This is a genomic window from Telluria sp. AIW5 (genome assembly GCF_056680575.1).
In genome coordinates this window covers 3,606,124-3,629,487 of record NZ_CM155289.1, presented here as the reverse complement: position 1 = coordinate 3,629,487, position 23,364 = coordinate 3,606,124, and the positions used below count along the sequence as shown (strand labels likewise).

The 23,364-nt window shown below is 67.7% G+C and carries 16 protein-coding genes; 8 read left to right on the top strand and 8 right to left on the bottom strand.

Going from position 1 to position 23,364, the window contains the following annotated elements; genetic code table 11:
• Positions 1–49 precede the first annotated feature (49 nt).
• Together AC1MEM_RS16030 and AC1MEM_RS16025 are read right to left on the bottom strand one after the other, a co-directional pair.
• Complete coding sequence (locus AC1MEM_RS16030; protein WP_499472082.1) at positions 50–475, bottom strand: NUDIX hydrolase; 426 nt, start codon at positions 473–475, stop codon at positions 50–52.
• Complete coding sequence (locus AC1MEM_RS16025; RefSeq protein ID WP_499472080.1) at positions 472–4,515, bottom strand: PAS domain S-box protein; 4,044 nt, start codon at positions 4,513–4,515, stop codon at positions 472–474. Before AC1MEM_RS16025 ends, AC1MEM_RS16030 begins: the two co-directional genes overlap by 4 nt.
• A 198-nt stretch (positions 4,516–4,713) precedes the next feature.
• On the opposite strand from AC1MEM_RS16025, the gene AC1MEM_RS16020 reads away from it, so the two are divergent.
• On the top strand, positions 4,714–5,796 hold the full coding sequence (locus AC1MEM_RS16020) for a mechanosensitive ion channel family protein (RefSeq protein ID WP_499472078.1): 1,083 nt from the start codon (positions 4,714–4,716) through the stop codon (positions 5,794–5,796).
• Positions 5,797–5,946: 150 nt separating this feature from the next.
• Here AC1MEM_RS16020 and AC1MEM_RS16015 read toward each other — a convergent pair whose 3' ends face one another.
• From AC1MEM_RS16015 to AC1MEM_RS16005, 3 genes are all read right to left on the bottom strand, one after another.
• Positions 5,947–7,134, bottom strand: a complete 1,188-nt coding sequence (locus AC1MEM_RS16015; protein WP_499472076.1) for a glycosyltransferase family 1 protein — start codon at positions 7,132–7,134, stop codon at positions 5,947–5,949.
• Positions 7,135–7,689: 555 nt separating this feature from the next.
• Complete coding sequence (locus tag AC1MEM_RS16010) at positions 7,690–8,925, bottom strand: hypothetical protein (RefSeq protein ID WP_499472074.1); 1,236 nt, start codon at positions 8,923–8,925, stop codon at positions 7,690–7,692.
• 44 nt (positions 8,926–8,969) lie between these two features.
• The gene (locus AC1MEM_RS16005; RefSeq protein WP_499472072.1) at positions 8,970–11,234 is read right to left on the bottom strand and encodes a hybrid sensor histidine kinase/response regulator; all 2,265 of its coding nucleotides are present in this window, start codon (positions 11,232–11,234) and stop codon (positions 8,970–8,972) included.
• A 243-nt stretch (positions 11,235–11,477) separates the two neighbouring features.
• On the opposite strand from AC1MEM_RS16005, the gene AC1MEM_RS16000 reads away from it, so the two are divergent.
• The 3 genes from AC1MEM_RS16000 to AC1MEM_RS15990 all read left to right on the top strand — a co-directional run bounded on the left by AC1MEM_RS16000 (position 11,478) and on the right by AC1MEM_RS15990 (position 14,068).
• On the top strand, positions 11,478–12,770 hold the full coding sequence (locus AC1MEM_RS16000; protein WP_499472070.1) for an NCS2 family permease: 1,293 nt from the start codon (positions 11,478–11,480) through the stop codon (positions 12,768–12,770).
• A gap of 254 nt (positions 12,771–13,024) precedes the next feature.
• On the top strand, positions 13,025–13,837 hold the full coding sequence (locus AC1MEM_RS15995; protein ID WP_499472068.1) for a DUF481 domain-containing protein: 813 nt from the start codon (positions 13,025–13,027) through the stop codon (positions 13,835–13,837).
• Between the two features lie 36 nt (positions 13,838–13,873).
• Complete coding sequence (locus AC1MEM_RS15990; RefSeq protein ID WP_499472066.1) at positions 13,874–14,068, top strand: hypothetical protein; 195 nt, start codon at positions 13,874–13,876, stop codon at positions 14,066–14,068.
• Between the two features lie 204 nt (positions 14,069–14,272).
• Here AC1MEM_RS15990 and AC1MEM_RS15985 read toward each other — a convergent pair whose 3' ends face one another.
• Complete coding sequence (locus AC1MEM_RS15985; RefSeq protein ID WP_499472064.1) at positions 14,273–15,358, bottom strand: endonuclease/exonuclease/phosphatase family protein; 1,086 nt, start codon at positions 15,356–15,358, stop codon at positions 14,273–14,275.
• A gap of 204 nt (positions 15,359–15,562) precedes the next feature.
• Between AC1MEM_RS15985 and AC1MEM_RS15980 the strand changes: the two genes are divergently transcribed.
• Positions 15,563–16,999: an App1 family protein phosphatidate phosphatase gene (locus AC1MEM_RS15980; protein ID WP_499472062.1), complete on the top strand. Its 1,437-nt coding sequence runs from the start codon at positions 15,563–15,565 to the stop codon at positions 16,997–16,999.
• 186 nt (positions 17,000–17,185) lie between these two features.
• Here AC1MEM_RS15980 and AC1MEM_RS15975 read toward each other — a convergent pair whose 3' ends face one another.
• Together AC1MEM_RS15975 and AC1MEM_RS15970 are read right to left on the bottom strand one after the other, a co-directional pair.
• Positions 17,186–18,469: an MFS transporter gene (locus tag AC1MEM_RS15975; protein ID WP_499472060.1), complete on the bottom strand. Its 1,284-nt coding sequence runs from the start codon at positions 18,467–18,469 to the stop codon at positions 17,186–17,188.
• Between the two features lie 56 nt (positions 18,470–18,525).
• Positions 18,526–18,843, bottom strand: coding sequence for a thioredoxin family protein (locus AC1MEM_RS15970; RefSeq protein WP_499472058.1), 318 nt, complete (start codon positions 18,841–18,843; stop codon positions 18,526–18,528).
• Between the two features lie 297 nt (positions 18,844–19,140).
• On the opposite strand from AC1MEM_RS15970, the gene AC1MEM_RS15965 reads away from it, so the two are divergent.
• The 3 genes from AC1MEM_RS15965 to AC1MEM_RS15955 all read left to right on the top strand — a co-directional run bounded on the left by AC1MEM_RS15965 (position 19,141) and on the right by AC1MEM_RS15955 (position 21,506).
• The gene (locus tag AC1MEM_RS15965) at positions 19,141–19,323 is read left to right on the top strand and encodes a DUF3606 domain-containing protein (protein ID WP_499472056.1); all 183 of its coding nucleotides are present in this window, start codon (positions 19,141–19,143) and stop codon (positions 19,321–19,323) included.
• Positions 19,324–19,492: 169 nt separating this feature from the next.
• Positions 19,493–20,635 (top strand): mechanosensitive ion channel family protein, encoded by a 1,143-nt coding sequence (locus tag AC1MEM_RS15960; protein WP_499472054.1) that lies wholly within the window; start codon positions 19,493–19,495, stop codon positions 20,633–20,635.
• A gap of 31 nt (positions 20,636–20,666) precedes the next feature.
• A complete protein-coding gene (locus tag AC1MEM_RS15955) occupies positions 20,667–21,506 on the top strand; it encodes a glucose 1-dehydrogenase (protein ID WP_499472052.1) in 840 nt (279 codons plus the stop codon).
• Positions 21,507–23,364 lie beyond the last annotated feature (1,858 nt).

The following is a 23,364-nucleotide window of genomic DNA, read 5'->3' as shown; positions in this document are numbered from 1 at the left end:
ACATGAAGCGGCGCCGGATGAACCAGCGCGATCAGCGGTTCGCGCGCCGTCACCAGTCCAGCGTCAGCAACAAAGCCCCCATCCTGGGCCAGCACAGGCGGCTGATCTCCCCGCGCCCGGCCCACCTGAAACCATCCATCTCCGGCGTCGGCTTGCCCGACTTCGGGTGCGGAAAAAAACTGGTGCAGGCCAGGTGCGCCAGGTCGCCCAGCTCGTCCCCGGCGTCGACGCGGAACAGGTGCAGGCGCTTGTCGCGCCGGTACTCGAATTCCCCCAGGTCGGCAAAACGCGCGGCATCGAAAGCGACGCCGGCCTCCTCGCGCAGCTCGCGCACCGCCGCTTCCAGGCTTGTCTCGCCCGGATCGCGCATGCCTTTCGGGATGTTCCAGGCTGCCGTATTGGTCACATGGCACAGCAGCAGCTGCCCCGCCGCGTTGAGCACCAGCGTGCCGCAGGAAACCGTGTGTTTGCTCATGTGCGTCCTTCGGTGCGGCTTTCAGTGCGTCCTTCAGTGCGTCCCTCCATCGCGGCGGCCAGCGCCTGTTCCAGCGCTTCACGGCTGACAGGCTTCGTCAAATGCTGGTCGAAGCCGGCCTGCTGCGAGAGCGCCAGGTCGCTCGCGGCGCCCCAGCCGGTCAGGGCGACCAGCACCGGGCCGCGCAGCTCGCTGCCGGCGCCGGACGATCGGATGGCGCGCGCCAGTTCGTGGCCGTTCATGCCGGGCAGGCCAATGTCGAGGAAGGCGAGATCGGGCCGGAATTCGCGTGCGGCCGCCAGGCCCGAGGGCCCGTCGTGCGCCATCCGGGTCTCGTGGCCCAAGGCGCCGAGCAGCGCGACCAGGCTCTCGGCCGCATCGTGGTTGTCGTCGACGACCAGTACCCGCAGGCGGCGCGCAGGCGCCGGCGCCGCGTGGCCGCTGGCCGCGGCCTGCTGCTGCGCGCCGTCGCGCCGCAGCGGCAGGCGCACCGTGAAGGTGCTGCCGCGCCCGCGCCCCTCGCTGAAGGCCTGCACGCGCCCGCCGTGCAGCTCGACCAGCCTGCGCACCAGCGACAGCCCGATCCCGAGTCCTCCCTGGGCGCGATCGAGGCTGCTGCGCACCTGGGTGAACATCTCGAACACCGAACCGATGGCCTCCGGCGCGATGCCGATACCGCTGTCGGTAACGGCCACCACCGCCTGCGTGCCCTCGCGCCAGGCCTGCAGCGCGATGCGTCCGCCCGCCGGCGTGTACTTGGCCGCGTTGTTGAGCAGGTTCGACAGCACCTGTACCAGGCGCGTCAGGTCGGCGTCGAGCGGCAGCGGCTCCTCGGGCAGCGTCACCTGCAGCGCGTGCTTGCCCGCCTTGACCAGCGCGCTGCTGCTTTCGACCGCCATCGAGACCGCCGTGCGCAGGTCGACCTGGCTCCTTTTCAGCTCGATGCGCCCGCGCGTGATGCGCGCGATGTCGAGCAGGTCGTCGACCAGGTGGATCAGTTGCCCGAGCTGGCGGTCCATCATCTCGTGTACGCGCCCGGCCGTGTCGGTCGCAGTGGACGCACCGGTAGCCGCATTGGCGGGCGCCATCCGCAGCAGGTCCAGGCCCGTGCGGATCGGCGCCAGCGGGTTGCGCAGTTCGTGCGCCAGCGTGGCCAGGAATTCGCTCTTGCGGTGGTCCGCTTCCGACAGATCGACCGCGATCCGGCGCAGGTCGTCTTCGGCGCGCTTTTGTTCGGTGATGTCGCGCGTGATCGTCGCCAGGCCCAGGTGGGCGCCGTCGCTGCCGTGCACGGCGAAGCCCTTGAAGTACACCGGGACCGCCTCGCCCCCGGCACGGGCCGCGAACTTCAGTTCGCCTTCCCATTTCTGCTCGGCGCCGGTCAGGGCCGGCAGCACCTCGCTGCGCACGAAAGCGCGGCAGTCGTTCGCAAAGAAGTCGAGCAGGCGCGCGCCGCCGATATCGGCCTCCAGCCCAAGGCCCGCCATCGCGCGTCCGGCCGGATTCAGGTAGACCCCGGCGCCATCGGGCGCGAAGATGCCGATGAAGTCGGACGACTGCTCGGCCACCGCCGCCAGCCGCCGCACGCCCTCTTCCGCAAGGCGCCGCTCGCTCTCGTCGCGCAGGTAGAGGGCGATGCCGCCGTCGGGGGTCGGGAAGCAGTTGATCTCGTACCAGCCGCCCCAGGAGGAGATATGGGCTTCGGACCGGGTCGCCGTGCGTTCGAGGGCGCAGCGGCGGCAGGTCTGTTCGTGGGTGCTGCCCTGCCAGTCCGGGAACAGGTCCCAGAACACGTCGCCGAACAGCTGCGAACGGTCGAGACCCGTGATGCGTTCCGCCGCCGCGTTCGCGTAGCCGATGCGCCAGCTGCCGTCCATCGCGAGGAAGCCATCGGTCATGCTTTCCAGGATCGCGTGCGAGCGCTCTTCGGCGGCCTGGCGCGCCGCGGCTTCGGCACGCTGGCCGATCACGAGGGAAGCGGTATTGGCCAGCAGGGCCAGCGCCGCTTCGTCGCGCGCGGCGCGCACCGTCCCTTCCCGGTAATACCAGCTGAAGGCGCCCAGCACCGCGCCAGCCGGCGAGAGGATCGGCAGCGCGCGGCATGCGGCCAGGCCCGCGGCCAGCGCCTCGGCGCGGCAGCGCTCCCACAACGGGTCGCTGGCGATGTCGGGACAGTCGACCGGCTCGGCGCGCCAGGCCGCGGTGCCGCCAGCGCCGCCGAGAGGCGCCATGCCGAGCCGGTCGAGCGCGTCGCGCAGGCCGCCAGGCAGGCCGGGCGCCGCCGCGTGGCGCAGGCCGCCGCCGGGGCTTGTCAACTGGATTCCGGCCAGCGCCGCACCGGCCGCGTATTCCTCGGCGGTGCGCGCCAGCAGGTCGAGCACGTCGTCGAGCGGCGCATCCGACACCGCCAGCTCGAGGGCTCCGCGCTGGCCCACCGCGAGCAGGTCGGCGCGGGTGCGCTCGGTGACGTCGACCCCGTGGACCAGGACCCCGGACACGCTGCCGTCCGGCTCGCGCAGGGCCATGTAGATGAAGTCGACGTAATACGTGTCGAGCGCCCCGCTCTCGGTGTGCAGCTGCAGGCGCACATTGCTGCCCTCGTGCGCTTCGCCGCTGCGGTAGACCGCTTCCAGCAGCTCGAACAGGCCCTGGCCCGCCAGCTCGGGCAGCGCCGCGTGGAGGGGTTTGCCGAGCAGATGGCGGCGGCCCACCAGGTCGGCGAAACGCTGGTTGGCCATCTCGAACACCATGTCCGGACCGCGCATGACGGCCATGACGGCCGGCGCCCGGTAAAAGATGTCGCGCATGCGTTCGCCCGCAGTGCGCAGCTGCGCCACCAGGCGCTCGCGTTCGCGCCCGGCGAGCTGGCGCGCGCTGATGTCGGTAAAGGTGAGCACCGCACCACCGGCGCCGGTGCCGGACTGCGACCCGTTGTCGAGCGGGTGCACCGAACAGGCCACCGGCAGGGGCGTGCCGTCCTTGCGCAGCAGCTGGGCCTCGTCGAGGCGCAGCACGCCGCCGCTTTGCACGGCGGCGAGCAGCGCCTCCTCTTCGAAGCCGCCTCCGCCTGGCGGCAACAGCGTGGCGACTGCCGCTCCGGCGAGTTCGGCCGGTGCGTAGCCGAGGCAGGCGGCGCCGGCCGCGTTGAGGAAGGTGCAGCGGCCCTGCGCGTCGAGCCCGACGATGCCCTCGCCCGAGGATTCGAGCAGGCGCGCAAAGCGCTCGGTGCTGTCGAACAGGGCGCGCTCGCTGGCCGCCAGCTGCACGGCCGCTTCGTGTTCCGCGGTGGCGTCGCGCATGATCTTGGCGTAGCCGCGGAGCTCCCCCTTTTCGCGCAGCGCGATCATCATGCCGTCGGCGAAGAAGCGCCGGCCGTCGCGCCGCAGGTGCCAGCGCCGGTCTTCCGAGCGGCCGGTGGCGCGGGCGCGCTCCGCTTCCTCGTCCGGCCGGCCGGCAGCGATGTCCTCGGGGACGAAGATCATGTCGGCCGACTGGCCGATCGCCTCTTGCGCGCTCCAGCCGGTGACGGCCTGCGCCCCCGCTTCCCACTCGGTGATGCGGCGCGCGGTGTCGGTGCCGATGAAGGCGTAGTCGTGCAGGTTATCGAGGATCAGGCGCAGCCGGCTTGCGTGCCCGCCTGCCGGTTCGGGCGCGGGCTCGGGAGCGGATGCACCGGCGCTGCGCAGGCGATCGAGTTCCAGGAACTGGCGCACCTTGGCGCGCAGCGCATGGGCATTGACCGGTTTGGGCAGATGGTCGACGCAGCCCAGCGCCTCGACCCGCTCCCAGAGAAAATCCTCGCTGTCGCCGGCCGTGATGAAGACGATCGGCACCGACTGCGCGCGCGGGTGACGGCGCATCAGTTCGGCCGTCTCGAAGCCGTCCATGACCGGCATCCGGACGTCCAGCAGCACCAGGGCGAACTCCTGCGCCAGCAGCGCGCGCAGCGCCGCTTCGCCGGAATCGACCGGTACCAGCACGGCGTCGAGGCCGGCCAGCAGCGCCTCGAGCACCGCAAGGTTGGCAGGCTGATCGTCCACAAGCAGGATACGGGGTTGGACGGCAGCGCTCATCGATAGGCAGTTGGTCGACGCGCCGGGCGCGATAGATTTGGTGAGTAATTGCGAAGAAAGCAATGTAGGCCTCAGCCTTTCAATTGTCAATTGTGCGCGCCTTCCGGCTGGCGACCCGCACACTAGCGGATCTCGCTGCCGCAGCGCAGCAAGCCTGGAGTGACAATGGATTTTACCGTTCTGAACAATACCCTGGAGAGCTGGGCGATCGCCCTCGCCGTCCTGTTGGGCGCAACGCTGGCCATGCACTGGCTGCGCCGTCTCGCCCTGCACAAGATGCAGGCGCTGTCGCTACGCACCGAGACCCTGGCCGACGACCTGGTCGCCAGGATGCTGCGCAAGACCTACCTGCTGATCCTGCTGGTGCTGGCCGCCTACCTCGCCAGCCTGGCCCTCGAACTGACCGACAAGCAGCGCCTCGTCGTGTCGCGGGTGGCGATCGCGGCCCTGATCCTGCAACTGGCGATCTGGGGCGACACCCTGCTGCGCGCCTGGCGCGACCATTACCCGGGCAACGGCGACGCGCCGCGCAAGGCCTCGCGCACCATCGTCTGTTTCATGACGCGCCTGGCGCTGTGGGTGATCGCCTTTTTGATGGTGCTGGATAACTTCGGCTTCAACATCACGGCCCTCGTGGCGAGCCTGGGCGTGGGCGGCATCGCGGTCGCCCTGGCCGTGCAGAACATCCTCGGCGACCTGTTCGCATCGCTCTCGATCATGCTCGACAAGCCCTTCGAGATCGGCGACTTCATCATCGTCGGCGACGTGCTCGGCTCGGTCGAGCACATCGGCCTGAAAACCACGCGCCTGCGCGGGCTGGGCGGCGAACAGGTGATCTTCTCCAACGGCGACCTGCTGAAAAGCCGGATCCACAACCACAAGCGCATGGAAACGCGCCGCGTCGCCTTCGTGTTGCGCGTGGCCTATGGCGCCAGCGATGCCAAGCTGGCGCGCGTGCCGGTCCTGATCCGCGAGGTGGTCGACGCCGAGCCGTCCGCCGCCTTCGAGCGCGCACACTTCTTCAACTACGGCGAGTGGTCCCTGAACTTCGAAGTCGTGTATCACTTCCAGAGCCCGGACTACATCGCCCACATGGATACCCAGCAGGCCATCCTGCTCGAGATCTACCGCCGCTTCACGCGCGAAGGCATCGAGTTTGCGCATCCGCTGTCGATCGTCAGGCTGGCCGATGCGCAGGCCTTGCCACAGCCGGAAGCCGTGCGCGCCGCGGGGGCCTTCCGGCATTAAGGAACGAACGAGGCGGCGCACGCTGCCGCCGGGTGCCGGTACCGATCACCACGTGAAATCAGTCCCCCGGACGATTCCCCCGAGCGTAAAAAAAACGTAAAAAAACCCGCCCGGCCGTCAGGCGGGGCGGGTTGCTCGACACCTGGATAATCAGGCGGCGGACTTCTGCGCGACCGGCAGCGGGCTGACGCGCGCGGCGGTGCCGGCTTCCAGCGCTTCCGCAGCGGCGGAGCGGGCCGCGCCGGGCGCCGTGGTGCTGATCAGCTCGTGCATGCGGGCGGCGGTCTTGTCCCACGAAGTGTTGGCGACGATGTCACGCATGCGCTCGAGCAGCCGGGCCTTTTCGGCTTCGTCCAGGGCCAGCATGCGCTCGCAGGCGGCGATGTACTCGTCGGCGGTCGAGGCGATGGCCACGACGTCGCCGTATGGCACCTTGACGTCGGTGATCGGGGTGCTGACGCTCAGCTTTTCCGCGGCCATGTACTCGAGCACCTTGGTCGGGCTGATGAACTTGGTCGAATCGTTCATCGCGAACGGCAGCAGGCAGAGGTCCCAGCCGGCCAGGAACTTCGGCAGTTCGTCATAGTTGCGCTGGCCCATGTAATGGACGTTGTCGGCGCGCGGCAGTTCGGCCGGGTCGATCTTGACCACGGGGCCGACCAGAACGATCTGCCATTCCGGGTGGGCCGCGGCCATCTGGCGCACCAGCTCGGTATCGAAACGCTCGTCGATCACGCCGTAGAAGCCCAGGCGCGGACCGGGGATGTTGGCCTGCTCCGGATGCGAGATGGCGGCATCAAGCGCCTGGCGGAAGTGCCTGGCGTCGACGCTGCTCGAGAAGCAGTGGGCGTTGGCGTGGCGGTCTTTCTTGGCTTCGTACAGGCTCGGGCCGCCGGTGAAGACCAGGTCGGCGATGTTGAGCAGGGCCGATTCGCGCTGCAGCAGCTGCTTCGGCGGGTTCTTGAAGGCAGCCAGTTCGTCCATGCAATCGTAGACCACCAGCGACGGGTTCAGGCCCTGCAGCAGCGGCAGCGCCATCGGGGTGTAGAACCAGACCACCGGACGCTCGCCTTCAGGGACGAGGTCGGCCAGCAGGCCTTGCAGGGTCGGGATCTGGTCGTCGTGGAAGCCATGGGTATGGAGGATCGGGGTATGCGGGCGGCACACCGTGATGTTCGGCGCGACGGCCGTCTTTTGCAGGTGTGCTGGCCCTTCGCTATGCACCGGTTCTTCGACAAGCAGGATCTGGTAGTGTTCCGCCAGGCGCGTCATCAGATGTTGTGGGCGCTGGAAGACGAAGTCCCAGCGCAGGTGGCAAAACACGATCAGGGTCGGCATGTTGATTTCCTTTCGCCTTGGTGGCGCTTTAGTTGATCTTGGGTCCGTGGCAGTCATGGCCGCGGCGGAGATGATTCACGCCTTCGCCATGAAGCCGAACGGCAGAATCGTAACATGCAAATTTACTATTATTTTCATTTATGCATCGCAACATTAGTCGCTAGAAAGGACTCCACGGAAACGCAGAGCATTTCCTCATAGGAGAGTTCGGTGTCCTGCAGGAATTTTTGTAGGCATAGTCCTACTGATATACAAGGAAATCCACTACGAAAACTCATCCATACGGGAGGCATGCGCAACCGTGCGCAGCCCCTGAAACGCGCCGCAGAGGCGGGTTGCGTGGCATGGCCGGCCGCGCCGGGAGCGAATAGAGGGTGTAGGCATACTCTGCCGTAGCGTGGGCAAAAAGCGAAGCCGTAGCGAGCGCCGGAGGGGGAAAAGGCTGCGCACGGGCCGCCGCCGGGCGCTGATGTTGCGCTGCGGCGGGGACCATGCGAGATTCAAGCGGGGTTCACGCGGGGTTCAGGCGCCTTCCGGGCGAAATTCAGGCGAAATTCAGGCTGGCGGATACGGCTGGGCACCTTCCGGATGGCCCTCCTCGTCGAAGCTGTCGGCGGTGGAGACGTCGTCGATGCCGATCGACCCGAGGGCATCGCACAATTCGTCCACTTCGGCGCCGAGGTCGGCGGCCAGGTCGACCGCCTTCGCCACGCCGCCCCAGGGCGGACCGCGGTCGAGGGCGTACAGGTTCACGCGCAGTTCGATGTGTTCGCCCGCGTCCCTCGGAGCGACGACGGCGCGCACGCGGTCGGCCGCCAGTTCCTTGCCGGCCAGCAGGCCGTTGATCTCGGAAAGCGTCCCCAGCATCGCCAGCTCGGCCACGCCCTGCTCCTTGGCGCCGTGGAACAGGTCCTGGTAGAGGAAGTCGACGCTGAGCGATTCCGGATCGGCCGCCAGGCAGCGGCGCACCAGCGGCGCCACGCGTTCGGTCCAGGCGCGGTAGCGGCGCATGCGGTCGGCGAAATACACGTCGGCGTCGATCTCGTCCTTCGGCACCGCATAGAAGGGATCGTCCACGCGTTTCAAAGAAAAGCCGAACAGGAAGCGAAGTTCCATCGCCGTCTCGTCGGGTGCGAAGCGCTCGCCGGTCCAGCCGCGGATGCTGGCCTCGAGCAGGGGCGCCGCCACCGGCTTCCGGCTCGTCATGCTGGCGGCCGCTTCGCGCAGCAGGTCCTGCAGGGTCGAAAAGCCGATGTGGTCGGCCTCGGCCAGGTCGTAGGCGTGACGCACCAGGGCGACTTTGGCCTTTGGGCTGTCCAGTTCGGCAGCGACGAAGCTGGCCGCCAGTTCCTCGTAGGCGGCGTCATCGATAAAGGTTTCCTGGGCCACCAGGCCGCCCGTGCTGCGCACGAACAGGGGGATCAGGAAGGCGTCGATCTCGAGCTCGTCCTCGCCCTCGCGGCGCAGGCGCAGCATCGCCGACTGTTCGCCGATGTGGCCGCGCAGCAGGCGGCAGGCTTCGGGATCGGTGAAGCGTGCCAGTTCGATCGCGCCGTACAGCACTTCGTCGCGCTTTTTGCGCAGCGCCTTGCGGATCGCGACCAGCAACTCTTCCTCGCGCGCGGCCGCCAGTTCCGGTTCAAGCTCCTCGCCCTCGGCCACCTCGAGCGCGAGGTCGGCCAGGGCCTGGGCCAGCGCGTCGGTATCGGGTTCGGCGGGAGTGGCGCCCTTGCGCGGCACGGGCTTCTTATTTTTCGGCATGGTCGGCTTGATGAATGATGAAAGCGCCATGGTAGCGCATCGGCCGGCCGTTACCCAATAGAGCGTTGCGCGCTCTATGTACGTTCGACCTCGGTAGGGCAAACACTGACAGTCGCCAGCGCCGCCAGGATCTCTTCCGGCTCGGCCGGCTTGGCGATGTGCATGTCGAAGCCGGCTTCGCGCGCCCTCACCTTGTCGGCCAGCTGGCCGTAGCCGGTCAGCGCGATCAGGAGCGTACCGGCGAACTGCGGCATCGCGCGCAGGCGCCGCGCCAGTTCGTAGCCGTTCATGTCGGGCAGGCCGATGTCGAGCACGAACACGTCGGGCCGCTCGAAGGCCGCCCACTCGAGCGCGCTGGCCGCATCGTAATAGGTCGAGACCAGGTGGTCGCCGGCCGCTTCCAGCAGCAGCGACAGGCTGACGGCGGCATCGATGTTGTCGTCCACCAGCATCACGCGCAGCGCCGCCGGCGGGGCGTCGCGCTTCGACTCGCGGCTTGCGCGGCGCGGACCCGGCAGCGGCGCGGCCAGCGCGGCCAGCTCGTGCTTGAGCGGCAGGCGCACGGTAAAAATGCTGCCGCCGCCGCGACCCGAACTGCTGGCGTCCACATTCCCGCCATGCAGCTGCACCAGGCTGCGCACCAGGGCCAGCCCCAGGCCGAGGCCGCCCTGGGCGCGGTCGGGCTTGCGCTCGCCCTGGGAAAACAGGTCGAACACGCGCGGCAGGAGTTCGGGAGTGATGCCTTCGCCGTCGTCGGCCACGCTCAGCGTCGCCTCGTCGCCGGCGCCGCTGAGGGACAGCTGGATCGCGCCATGCGGCGGCGTGTATTTCGCGGAATTGGTGAGCAGGTTGGCCACCACCTGGGTCAGGCGGGTCTGGTCGCCGCGCACCATCACCGGGTGCTGCGGCAGGCGCAGTTCGAGGCGATGCTGGCGATCTTCCATCAGCGGCCGGGTCTGCTCGACGGCGCGCTCGACGGCATTGCGCAGGTCGACATCCTCCAGGTTCAGCGTGACCAGCCCGCGCGTGACGCGCGACACGTCGAGCATGTCCGAGAGCAGCCGGTTCATGTGCTCGACCTGGCGCCCGATCACGTCGCCGGCGTAGCGCGCGCGGTGGCCGTCGAGGTCGGGGAGTTTCAGCAGCTGGGCCGCAGTCCCGATCGGCGCCAGCGGATTGCGCAACTCGTGGCCGAGCATGGCCAGGAACTGGTCCTTGGCGCGGTTCTCCTCTTCGGCCATCTGGCGCGCCTGCTGGGCCCGCTCGAGCTGGGACTGGCGCTCGTTGCCGGCCGAATCGCGCGTGGCCTGGGCCCGGGTCAGTTCATTGCCGGCCTGGCGCAGGGCGGCCAGCAGGCGGTCGATCTCGACGATGCGCGAGCGGCGATGCGGCGGCATTTCGCCGCGTCCGAGGCTGCTTGCCGCCTCGACCGCGCGTCGGATCGAGCGCGCATGGCTACGCCCGAACCAGGCCGCGACCGCGGCCGCACCGGCCAGTGCCGCGACCAGCGCGAGCGCGGCCGCGCGCGGCGCCCCGCCCGGCGCCGCAGCCAACGCGCGCGCCGGCGCACCGACGGCGACGACCCAGCCTGCGGCCGCATGGTTGAGCGCCACGATGCCGCGCCCGCCATTACGCAGCGGGATGTCGAGCATGCCTTGCGGTGCACGGGCGCCCGCGGCCACCACCGCCGGCGGCGCATCCTGCCCCACGAGCTCGGCGGGTCCGCTGCTCGACGCGACCAGCTTGCCGGCGCGGTCGAAGAGGTCGATTTGCCAATCCGGCGGCAGGCCGGCAGCGGCCAGCAGGTGGATGAAATGATCGGTGCCGTAGCCGACCGCCAGCACATGGCGCCGCCCGTCCTTCATGAGCGGCATGGCGACCGCGGTCACCAGCCGGCCGCTGGCGCGTCCCGGCATGACGTCGGTCACGTAAGCGCCGTCGTGGGCGAACATCTTCGCGAAATACGCGGGTTCCGGGTCGCGCGGCAACACCGACGTGCTGGCCAATGGCGCCAGGGTGTTGAACAGCAGCGCGCCGTGCTCGTCCATCAGGACGCACCAGGCGTCGTGGGGGCCGGCGGCCGCTTTCGCTTCATCATAAAAGGATGGGAGGTCGCCGCGCGCCAGCGAGGGCGATGCTGCCAGCACCCGCAGCGCGGCTACGGTCGCGCGATGCTCGCCGTCGACCAGCAAGGCCACGCGCTGGGCCGCGGCCTCCACCCGGGTGCGCGCCAGGTCGCTTTCGGCGCCGTCGAGCAGGCGCAGCGCGAAGCCGGCGAACAGGATCACCGGGACCAGGATTGCTGCAGCCATCAGATACAGGTAGGCACGGATCTGCATCACGAGCTCACAGTCGGACGGCCATCGACATGACAGCCAGCAAATCGATGATACCAATCCTGCAATGTAAAGCAAGAAAAGAGTAGAAAAACCGCCGGGAGAGCCCATGGGCATGGCCGGCCCGGCAGATTGCCGACGTTTTTGTCTTCCTCTGCGTCATGGAGGGGCCGCGGCGGTGTTATGCTTCGGTCATCCCAACCGCGCAGGCCAGGCTTTGCGCAATCATCCGGAACCCACTCGACGATGCTCGACAACTATTTCAAACTCAAGGAAAGCGGCACGGACGTACGCACCGAACTGCTCGCCGGCCTCACCACCTTCCTGACGATGGCCTACATCATTTTCGTCAACCCGTCGATCCTCGGCGACGCCGGGATGCCGAAAGAGGCCGTGTTCGTGGCCACCTGCCTCGTGGCCGCGCTCGGCAGCGCGGTGATGGGCCTGTACGCCAACTATCCGATCGGCATGGCGCCGGGCATGGGCCTGAACGCGTATTTCGCCTACGCGGTCGTGCTCGGCATGGGCGTGGCCTGGCCGGCGGCACTGGGCGCCGTGTTCATTTCCGGCTGCCTGTTCATCCTGGTCTCGGTGCTGGGCTTGCGCGGCATGATCGTGAACGGCATCCCGCATTCGCTGCGGGTGGCGATTACGGTCGGCCTCGGCATGTTCCTCGCCCTGATCGCGCTGAAGAACGCGGGCATCGTCGTCGGCAGCGAGCCGACCCTGGTCAAGGCCGGCGACCTGCACAAGCCGGAGGCGATCATGGCCATCTTCGGCTTCATCCTGATCGTCACGCTCGACCGCCTCAAGGTGCGCGGCGCGATCCTGATCGGCATCATCGTCGTCACCGTGCTGAGCTTCTTCTTCGGCGGCAACACTTTCCACGGCATCTTCTCGGCGCCGCCCTCGATTGATCCGACCCTGTTCAAGCTCGACATCCCGGGTGCGCTGAAGGTCGGCATCATCAACGTGGTGCTGGTGTTCTTCCTGGTCGAACTGTTCGATGCGACGGGCACCCTGATGGGCGTGGCCAGCCGCGCCGGCCTGCTGGTCGAAGGCAAGATGGCACGCCTGAACAAGGCCCTGCTGGCCGACAGCGGCGCGATCGTCGCCGGCGCCGTGCTCGGCACCTCGAGCACCACGGCCTATATCGAGAGCGCGGCCGGCGTGCAGGCCGGCGGACGCACCGGCCTGACGGCCCTGAGTGTGGCGGTACTGTTCCTGGCCTGCCTCTTCATCGCGCCGCTGGCCGGCGTGGTACCGGCCTACGCCACCGCGCCGGCCCTGCTGTTCGTGGCCTGCCTGATGCTGCGCGACCTCGGCGACATCGAATGGGGCGACACCACCGAAAGCATCCCGGCGGCGATCACGGCGCTGGTGATTCCGTTCACCTATTCCATCGCGGAAGGCATCGCCTTCGGCTTCATCACCTATGCGGCGCTGAAGCTGACCACTGGCCGCGCGCGCGACGTGAAGCCGGTCGTGTGGGTGATTGCGGCCTTGTTCATCTTCAAGATTGTCTATATCGGGACCTGAGCCGGCACCTGAGCGCGGACCTGAGCCGGGCTCGTCCGGCGCGCCTCCGGTTTACTGCCGAGTCGCGCCGGTGCCGCAATTTGCTCGATTCAGTTGGCTTCATACGGCATTTTTACTGCTTCTAGGATACAATCTCGGCCGAGCCCCTTTGCCGCACAGCGTGCACCGGCGCTCTTTTCCGCGATTCTTTTCCGATGACGACCGGCAGGCAGGTGGTCCAGCCCGCAAGCTGGGCCGCGGCCGCAGACAAGCTTATGAAATCATTCCCGCTGTACGCGCTGGCCCTTCTCGGCCTGGCGCACCTTCCCGCCTTCGCCGACGGCGCCGCCGACGACCTGCCGCAAATCGGCAGCATCCACAGCGCGCTGACGGTGTCGCGCCCCGAGAACATTCCCGACGGCACCTGGTTCACCTCCGCCGAACTGGGTGCGATCAGCACCTCGGGCAATACCACCGGCACCTCGATCAGCGGCAAGATCGATGCCATCCATGAAACGGCTGACTGGAGCAACGAATACGTCGTCAGCGGCTACTTCAAGGAAGACGAGATCACCGACGACGACGGCGACCGCTACCGCACCCGTTCGGCCGAGCGCTGGACCGCCTCTGCGAAAGCCGCCTACAAGCTGATGAAGGAAGGTTCGCGCGCCTTCGTCCTCGCCTCCCACGTGAACGACAAGTTCGGCGCCTACACGCGCTACAGCTCGTTCGCCGTCGGCCACGGCTCGCAGCTCTACAACACCGACGACAAGGCGCTCGACGTCGAAATCGGTCCGGGTTACTTCAGCGGCGAGCGCCCGGCGGGCGAACGTGAGAGCGGCCTGACCGTGCGTGGCGCCGCGCGTTTCCGCTGGCAGGTGAGCCCGTCGGCGGCATTCGTGCAAACCGTCAGCGTCGAGCGCGGCACCTCGAACGTGCACTCGATCGCGGAATCGGCCCTCTCCGCCAAGATCAACGACACGATGCAGATGAAGGCGGCCTTTTCGGCCCGCAACGACACCAATGTGCCGGTGGACAAGAAGAATCTGGATACGCAGACCTCGCTGACGCTGGTGTATTCGTTCTAGGGTCCCAAAGCTTGGGCCGCATGCGAGAATACGCGCATGGACCGACGAACCGACTACAAGACCGCGCTCCTGATCGACGCGGCAATCAAGACCCCGGCCTCGCAAGGAGGCACCCCGGCGCGGGTGATGGCCGGCATGGGCGTGCCCTTCGACGTGGCGCGCCGCGTGCTGACGCGGCCGGACGAGCGGCGCCATCCGCTGCCCGCGCCGGAGTTCCGGCGCGAGTCCTGAGTTTTCCGTAGGGTGGGCTCCGCCCAAAATAAACGCAAGCCCGAAGCACACCGTTTGCCGATGCGCACCGTAGGGTGGGCTCTCGAGCCCACGCGTAGGCCGGCGCAACAGACGCGGCGTCGAGCCACTGTGCGTCCGGCAGCGTTCCGGTACAGGCTCCGCCGAGTTACAGACCGTGCGTCGGCGTGGGCACAAGTGCCCACCCTACGCCTGCGGCTCGTGCACGTCCTCCACCGACACCGGTTCCGCCGCGATCTTTTCCTCGGCCAGTGCATGGTCGTCCTCGTCCGCCTCCAGCCCCTGCTGGCCGGCGCCGCGCGCGCGGTCGTAGACCAGTTCGACCAGCACCGGGAAATGGTCGGAGCCAAAGGATGGCAGGCGCCGGATGAAGCCGAGCGTGAAATGACGGCTGTGGAACAGGTGGTCGAGCGGCCAGCGCAGGAACCAGTGGTCGGCGTGGAAGGTGTTTAACATGCCGCGCCCGATGCGCGGGTCGAGCAGGCCGCTGATCTTGCGAAACAGCCGGGTCGTGGTCGACCAGGCGACGTCGTTCAGGTCGCCTGCGACGATCACCGGCGTATCGAGACCGGCCACGCTTTTCGCCACCACCAGTAATTCCGCATCGCGCTCGGTCGATTCGTCGTGTTCGGTCGGGCTCGGCGGTGCCGGGTGCAGGAAATGCATGCGCACCTTGCGCCCCGAGGGCAGCACGGCCAGCGCATGCATCGAGGGGATATCATCCTCGACCAGGAACTGGATCGCACAGTCCTGCAGCGGCAGCTTCGAATACACGTGCATGCCGTACAGGTTGTCGAGCGGACATTTCATCGCGTACGGATACGCGGGTTCGAGCACGTCCAGCCGCTCCTGCCACCAGCGGTCGGTCTCGAGCGTCACGAAGACATGCGGCTTGTGCTCGCGAATGAGGGCGACCAGGCCGTCGGTATTCCGGTTCGGCGTCAGCACGTTCGCGGTCAGGATGCGGAGACGGTCGCCCGGCGCCCCGCCCACCGCATGTGTCACTTCGTTCGGCCAGGGCCGGGTATAGGGAAGGATCCACCAGGCCTGGTAAGCGAGGCAGGCGGCGGTGGCGAGCATCAGGAGCAGCGATGCGGGTTCGCCCAGGTCGAGCAGGAAGGCCTCCGCCACCAGCACGCCGAGCGCGACGATCGCGATCTGCAGGCGCGGGAAATCGAGGTCGCGCACCCACCATTCGGTATGGCGCGACAGCGGCAGCAGCGTTGCGATGACAATCAGCACGACCAGCGTTGCGATGATGACGAAAGACATGGCGAAAGATCCTGTGGGCTGTTCGGTATCTCATGACAAGAAGACAATGCCAGCAGTATGCCCGGTTCGCATGAATCGGACTGTGCGCTAGCGTGCACAGCGCGCCGAAGGGGCAACAGTGGCCAGCCGTGCGTTGCCAGATCGACCAGATACGCGATACTGGCGCCTTGATTCAGCCAGGACGCCGCTGCGACGCATGAACCGATGACCAATCCCGCCCTCGAAACCGCCTTCCTGATCCTGACCCGCGCCGGCTTCGCCGACGTCAACGCACGCGTGGCGCCCGCGGGCGCCGTCTTCTACCTCAACCCCGGCGTCGCGCAAGCGCCCGAGATCGCGCGCCTGGCCGCGGCCGGGGCAAGGGTGCAGGTCCTGCCGCAGCCGCTGCCTCCCGGATTGTCCGGCCAGTTCGAGGCGGCCCTGCAGGCGGCGGGACTCGCTGCGGGCCGGCTCTGGATCGAGCATCCGGAACCCGAACGCCGCCCGCTCGTGCCCGAAGAAAATGTCGAACCCGGCGCGCCCGCCCTGCACGAACGCCTGGCCAGCACGGCCGGCCGCTTTGCCCGTGGCGCCCTGCGCCGGCTGCGCCAGGTCGGCACCGAGCGGCCGCTGCTGGTCCTGCCCTACCTCGGTTTCGGCAATGCGCAAAAACTCTGGATCAAGGGCCGCGTCCTCGACGAGGCGAGCTTTCGCGAGCAGACTGGCCAGGACAGCAGCTGGAGCAACCTCGTCGCGCTGTATCACCGCCTCGAATCGGACGAGGTGGCGGGCGCGCGCGTGACGGCGCATTTCGATGGGCGGCGCTGGGAGACGGTGACCGACAGCGACGGCTATTTCGAGTTCGAGATCGTTCCTGCCGCGCCGCTGGCCGGCGGCAGCCACCGCATCGACCTCGAACTGCCCGACTCGTCAGCCGACGACGGCAAGCCGGTGCGGACCGTGGCCGAGGCCTTCGTGCCGGCGCCGACGGCCCGCTTCGGCATCATCAGCGACATCGACGACACGGTGCTCTGGACCAATGTCACGAACAAGCTGAACATGGCCCTGATGCTGGCGCGCACCAATGCGCACACCCGTAAACCGTTCAAGGGCGTGGCCGCCTTCTACCGCGCGCTGCGCGACGGGGCCGGCGGCAATGAAGACAACCCGCTGTTCTACGTCTCGAGCAGCCCTTGGCACCTGTTCGGCTTCCTGGTCGACTTCCTGCGCCTGCAGGGCATTCCCGTCGGCCCCCTGCTGCTGCGCGAACTGGGCATGCGCGACGTGTTCAAGCTCACCAAACACGGCAACCACAAGCTGGAGAAAATCGCGCTGATCCTGAGTTTTTATCCGGGCATGCAGTTCGTGCTGATCGGCGACAGCGGCGAAAAAGACCCGGAGATCTACGCCGAGATCGTGCGCCGCCATCCGCAAGCGGTGCGCATGATCTATATCCGCAATGTGAACCCGGACCCGGCCCGGATCGAGGCACTCGACCGGCTGATCGAGGAAGTGAGCAGCACCGGGATTCAGCTGGTGCTGGCGCCGGACAGCGTGTTTGCCGCTTCGCACGCGGCGGCGGAGGGGCTGATCAAGGTCGACCGGCTGGCGGGGGTAAGGTCGGACAAGAAGGAAGACGACAAGTCGTTCCCGTCGGGGTAAGGCGAAATGTGGGTGTCGTGGGGCTGATGCCTGCGGCGCTATCGGGGTGCAAGGTCCGCATGGGAATGCCCATCCTACGGGACACGGTGCAGCCGGACTTGCAAGGTCTTCCGTAGGGTGGACATGTCCACGCGGATGAAAGGGGCCGTTACCTTCCCAGGCAACAGCCCCACGAACGTCAAGCGCTCAAACTCGTGCCGCCTCCGGCTGGCGTGCCGGACTACGCACCAGCAGCAGCGCAATCAAACTCAGCAGCGCTGCACCCGTCAGGTAATAGCCGACGTAGGCGATACCGTGCTTCGTCGCCAGCGAGGTCGCGACATACGGCGCCAGCGAGGCCCCGAGGATGCCGGCCAGGTTGAAGGTCAGCGACGAGCCCGTATAGCGCACGGCCGGCGGGAACAGTTCGGCCAGCAGCGTGCCGAGCGGTCCGTAGGTCAGGCCCATCAGGGACAAGCCGATCACCAGGAACAGGCCCGCCTTCGGCAGGTTGTCGGCGACGAACAGCGAACCGAAGGTCAGGCCGAAGATCATGATGGCCACGGTCACCCCGATCATCGCGGCGCGGCGTCCGAAGCGGTCGGCGATCAGGGCCGAGGGCGGGATCAGGAAGCCGAAGAAGCACACGGCGCCCAGCTGCAGCAGCAGGAACTGGGTACGCGAATAATGCAGCCCGGTCGTGCCCCAGCTCAGCGCGAACACCGTCAGCAGGTAGAACAGCACGAAGGTCGAGGTCGCCATCAGGGTGCCCAGCAGCAGCGAGCGGCCGTGCTCCTTGAACACGGTCACGAACGGCACCTTGACGCGTTCGCCCTTGTCGAGCACGGCCTGGAAGTCCGGCGTCTCGTGGATTTTCAGGCGCACATACAAGCCCACGGCGACCAGGACGGCGCTCGACAGGAATGGAATGCGCCAGCCCCAGGCGAAGAACTGTTCGTCGCCCATCACTTGCGTCAGGATCAGGAAGATGCCGCCCGAGAGCAGGAAGCCGATCGGGGCACCGAGCTGCGGGAACATGCCGTACCAGGCACGCTTGCCCGGCGGCGCGTTTTCGGTGGCGAGCAGGACCGCCCCGCCCCATTCGCCGCCCAGGCCCAGGCCCTGGCCGAAGCGGCACAGCGCCAGCAGCAGCGGCGCCAGGGTGCCGATCGTGGCATAGGTCGGCAGCAGGCCGATCACGATGGTCGACAGGCCCATCGTCAGCAGCGCCGCGACCAGCGTGGCCTTGCGGCCGATGCGGTCGCCGAAGTGGCCGAACAGGGCCGAACCGACCGGACGCGCGAAGAAGGCGATCGCGAAGGTGGCGAAGGATTGCAGCACGGCGGAGGCCGGATCGGCCGCCGGGAAGAACAGTTTCGGGAACACCAGCACGGCGGCCGTGGCGTAGATATAGAAATCGAAGAATTCGATCGTGGTGCCGATCAGGCTTGCGAACAGGACGGTCCGCGCTTTGTTGGCTGGCTGTTTCATTGACGGGTTCGCTGGCTGATTCATCGGCTGATTCGTTGGCTGTTTCATTGGCTGACTCATGGGCTCACCGCCTTCGACAGGGCTTCTCGCACCTCGTCGATGCTGTCGGGACGGGTCACGCGTGCGACCTCGGCGCCGTCCTTCAGGACCACGACGGTGGGCCACAGCTTGACCTTGAACGAGCGGCCGAGCGGCCGGCCGGGGCCGTCCTCGACCTGAATGTGCTTCGCGTCCGGGTAATCCTTCAGCGCGCCCGCGATCAGCGGCTCGCCGGCGCGGCAATAGCCGCACCAGTTGGTGCCGAAGTCGAGGGCGACGAGGCCGGGCAGCGCGTCGACCGCGCTACGCTCGGGCTGGGAGGTTTCGTAAGACATTGGGTAACTCCTCAATAGTGCCGATTCAACAAGCGTACCTGAAACACCATCGGGGAGCCAAGCAATTTATTGCACTAACGGAACGATATCGCGTTTGTGGGGCCGGCGCGAGGATTTCGCCCAGCGTAAGCACGCGCCCGTTCTCGCGCACGTTCTCATCAAGCAGTAGCGCTGCCTAACGGGAAATTTTCCTGGTTGAGCTTCAACTGGACAAAAGCTGCTCTAGGTGAAGTGCTTAACGGACGGGCACCCCTGCGGGTGGCATAGTCGTTCCAAACTCATCGATAGGAGCTCATCATGTCCGACAATCTGCAAAAATCCGGTCAGCAGGACCGTAGCCGCATCAACGTGCACGAAGAGTGGGAAGTGCGCCACTGGACCGAGGCGCTGGGCGTTACCCGCGAAGAGCTCGAACGCGCGGTGTCCGAAGTCGGCGTGTCGGCCGAGGCCGTGCGCCAGCACCTGAAGCAGCGCAAGTAAGCGTTTCGATTGTCCTGGACGCCCTGCGCGTCCAGGAAGCGCCGCGGCTCGCGCCGCGGCCACGCCGCAGCGGCAAGCCCGCTGCGCGATCCGGCGGCGCCCGCCACCGGACGATGTGTGTCCCTTGCGCGCCCTTGCGTCCCCTCTTCCGTGAAAAAAGGAGCTCATAGTGGATATCCGCGCCTTCGTCGCATCCCTCGACATCACCCTGCCCAACGCCCTGTTCGCGCTGGCCCTGGCGGTTGCCAGTTTCGTCGCCATCCATGGCGCCCTGGCCCTGTTCCGGCGCCGCCTCGACCAGCTCGGCGACGAGAGCGCGCACCGCCCGGTCGCCGAAGTGCTGCGCAAGACCCTGGCGCGCACCAGCAACCTGGTCGTCATCCTGACCAGCCTCCTGATCGGCCTGTCGGCGCTCGACCTGCCCGCGCCCTGGAATACGCGCGTCAGCCACCTCTGGTTCCTGACCCTCGGCCTGCAACTGGCGATGTACCTGCACAGCGCGATCAAGGTCACCGCGCGCCGCTATTTCCGCACCCATGAACACGTCACCGACGACGCCCAGGTCACGGTTGCCCACACGCTCATCATCTGGGTGCTGCAGACCAGCGTCTGGGTGATCTTTGCGCTTGCCCTGCTGGCCAACCTCGGCATCAACATCACTACTTTTGTGGCCAGCCTCGGGATTGGCGGTATCGCCATCGCGCTGGCGGTGCAGAACGTGCTCGGCGACCTGTTCGCCTCGCTTGCGATCGCCATCGACAAGCCCTTCGAAGTGGGCGACTTCATTTCGACCTCCGATACCTCGGGCACGGTGGAGAAGGTCGGCCTGAAGACGACCCGCCTGCGCGCCTCCAGTGGCGAGCAGATCATCGTCTCGAACGCCGAACTGCTGAAGGACACGGTATCGAACTTCAAGCGCATGGTCACGCGCCGCATCGTCTACAACCTGCGCGCGCATCCGGATACGCCGGCGGCACTGGCGGCGAAAGTGCCGACGGCGGTGGCCGAATTCATCGGCAAGCGCGACAAGGTGCGCTTCGACCGCGCCCACCTGTCCAAATACACGCAGGACTACATCGAGTGGGAGATCATCTACACGGTCCTCGACGCGGACTACAACCTGTTCATGGACACCCAGCAGGCGGTCATCCTGGCCTCGATGCAGATGTTCGTCGACCTCGGCATCTCGACGGCGCCACGTGCGCAGCAACTGCTGCTGCAGGAAGCGGTCGAACCGGATGCACCCGGCCTGCCGCAAGGCCCGGCGGTGCGCCATCCGGCAGCCTTGCGCAGCCTGCCGAAGGGAACCTGAGTTTGCGCGTTAACGTCAAGAGGAGCATGCGATGAACCAGCCGAAGCAACAGCAGCAGCCACCGGGCCGCGAGTCGGCCCTGACGCCGAAGGCCGACCACGGCGAAACCAGCTACCAGGGTTCGGGCAAGCTGGCCGGCAAGGCCACCGTGATCACCGGCGGCGACAGCGGCATCGGCCGCGCGGTGGCGCTCGCGTTTGCGCGCGAAGGCGCCGACGTCCTGGTCGCCTACCTGAACGAGCACGACGACGCCGAGGAGACCGCGCGCCTGGTGCGGGAAGCGGGCCGGCGCGCCGTGCTGGTGCCGGGCGACCTGGCCGAACCCGCCCACTGCCGCGCGATCGTCGCGCGCGCCGTGCAGGAGTTCGGCCGCATCGATGTATTGGTGAATAACGCCGCCTTCCAGATGACCCGCGATGCGATCGAGGAGATCCCGGACGAGGAATGGGACTACACCTTCCAGGTGAACATCACGGCCATGTTCCACATTTGCAAAGCCGCGGTAAAACACATGGCGCCGGGCTCGTCGATCATCAACACCGCCTCGATCAACTCCGACAACCCGAAGCCGACCCTGCTCGCCTACGCCGCCACCAAGGGCGCGATCGCCAATTTCACGGCGGGCCTGGCGCAGCTGCTGGCCGAGAAAGGCATCCGCGTCAACTCGGTCGCGCCGGGGCCGATCTGGACGCCGCTGATTCCGTCGACCATGCCGCCGGACCAGGTCGAGAGCTTCGGCCAGCAGGTGCCGATGAAGCGTCCCGGCCAGCCGGCCGAAGTGGCGCCGGTCTACGTGCTGCTGGCGTCGGACCAGGCCAGCTACATCTCCGGCGCGCGGATCGCGGTGACGGGCGGCACACCGATTTTGTGACCGGGGGCGAGCAGCCGAAGTAACGTAGGGTGGGCATGCCCACGAGTATGTGCGGCCGCCCCCCTCCACCGCTCCCGGAGACCGTGCGGCACGGGTCCGCACGCACGCGTGGACGGTGTCCACCCTACGGTGCGCGGCGGTGAGCGGCTCCGGAGACCGGTATCAATCGACGTAACGTAGGGTGGGCATGCCCACGCGTACGTGCGGCCGCACCCCTCCACGGCTCCCGGAGACCATGCGGCACGGTTCCGCACGCACGCGTGGACGGTGTCCACCCTGCGGTGCGCGGCGGTGAGCGGCTCCGGAGACCGGTATCAATCGACGTAACGTAGGGTCGGCATGCCCACGCGTACGTGCGGCCGCACCCTCCACCGCTCCCGGAGACCGCGCGGCACGGTTCCGCACGCACGCGTGGACGGTGTCCACCCTGCGGTGCGCGGCGGTGATCAGCTCCGGAGACCGGTATCAATCGACGTAACGTAGGGTGGGCATGCCCACGCGTACGTGCTCCACCGCTCCCGGAGACCGTGCGGCACGGTTCCGCACGCACGCGTGGACGGTGTCCACCCTACGTTGCGCGGCGGTGAGCGGCTCCGGAGACCGGTATCAATCGACGTAACGTAGGGTGGGCATGCCCACGCGTACGGGCGGCCGCCCCCCACCGCTCCCGGAGACCGTGCGGCACGGTTCCGTACGCACGCGTGGACGGTGTCCACCCTACGGTGCGCGGCGGTGAGCGGCTCCGGAGACCGGAATCAATCGACGTAACGTAGGGTGGGCATGCCCACGCGTACGTGCGGCCACACCCCTGCACGGCTCCCGGAGACGGTGCGGCACGGTTCCGCGCGCACGCGTGGACGGTGTCCACCCTACGGTGCGCGGCGGTGAGCGGCTCCGGAGACCGGTATCAATCGACGTAACGTAGGGTGGGCATGCCCACGCGTACGTGCGGCCGCACCCCTCCACGGCTCCCGGAGACCGTGCGGCACGGTTCCGCACGCACGCGTGGACGGTGTCCACCCTACGGTGCGCGGCGGTGATCAGCTCCGGAGACCGGTATCAATCGACGTAACGGAGGGTGGGCATGCCCACGCGTACGTGCGGCCACACCCCTGCACGGCTCCCGGAGACGGTGCGGCACGGTTCCGCGCGCACGCGTGGACGGTGTCCACCCTACGGTGCGCGGCGGTGAGCGGCTCCGGAGACCGGTATCAATCGACGTAACGTAGGGTGGGCATGCCCACGCGTACGTGCGGCCGCACCCCTCCACGGCTCCCGGAGACCGTGCGGCACGGTTCCGCACGCACGCGTGGACGGTGTCCACCCTACGGTGCGCGGCGGTGATCAGCTCCGGAGACCGGTATCAATCGACGTAACGGAGGGTGGGCATGCCCACGCGTACGTGCGGCCGCACCCCTCCACGGCTCCCGGAGACGGTGCGGCACGGTTCCGCACGCACGCGTGGACGGTGTCCACCCTGCGGTGCGCCGCGGTGAGCGGCTCCGGAGACCGGTATCAATCGACGTAACGTAGGGTGGGCATGCCCACGCGTACGGGCGGCCGCCCCCCTGCACGGCTCCCGGAAACCGTGCGGCACGGTTCCGCACGCACGCGTGGACGGTGTCCACCCTGCGGTGCGCGGCGGTGAGCGGCTCCGGAGACCGGTATCAATCGACGTAACGTAGGGTGGGCATGCCCACGCGTACGGGCGGCCGCACCCCTCCACGGCTCCCGGAGACCATGCGGCACGGTTCCGCACGCACGCGTGGACGGTGTCCACCCTGCGGTGCGCGGCGGTGATCGGCTCCGGAGACCGGTATCAATCGACGTAACGTAGGGTGGGCATGCCCACGCGTAC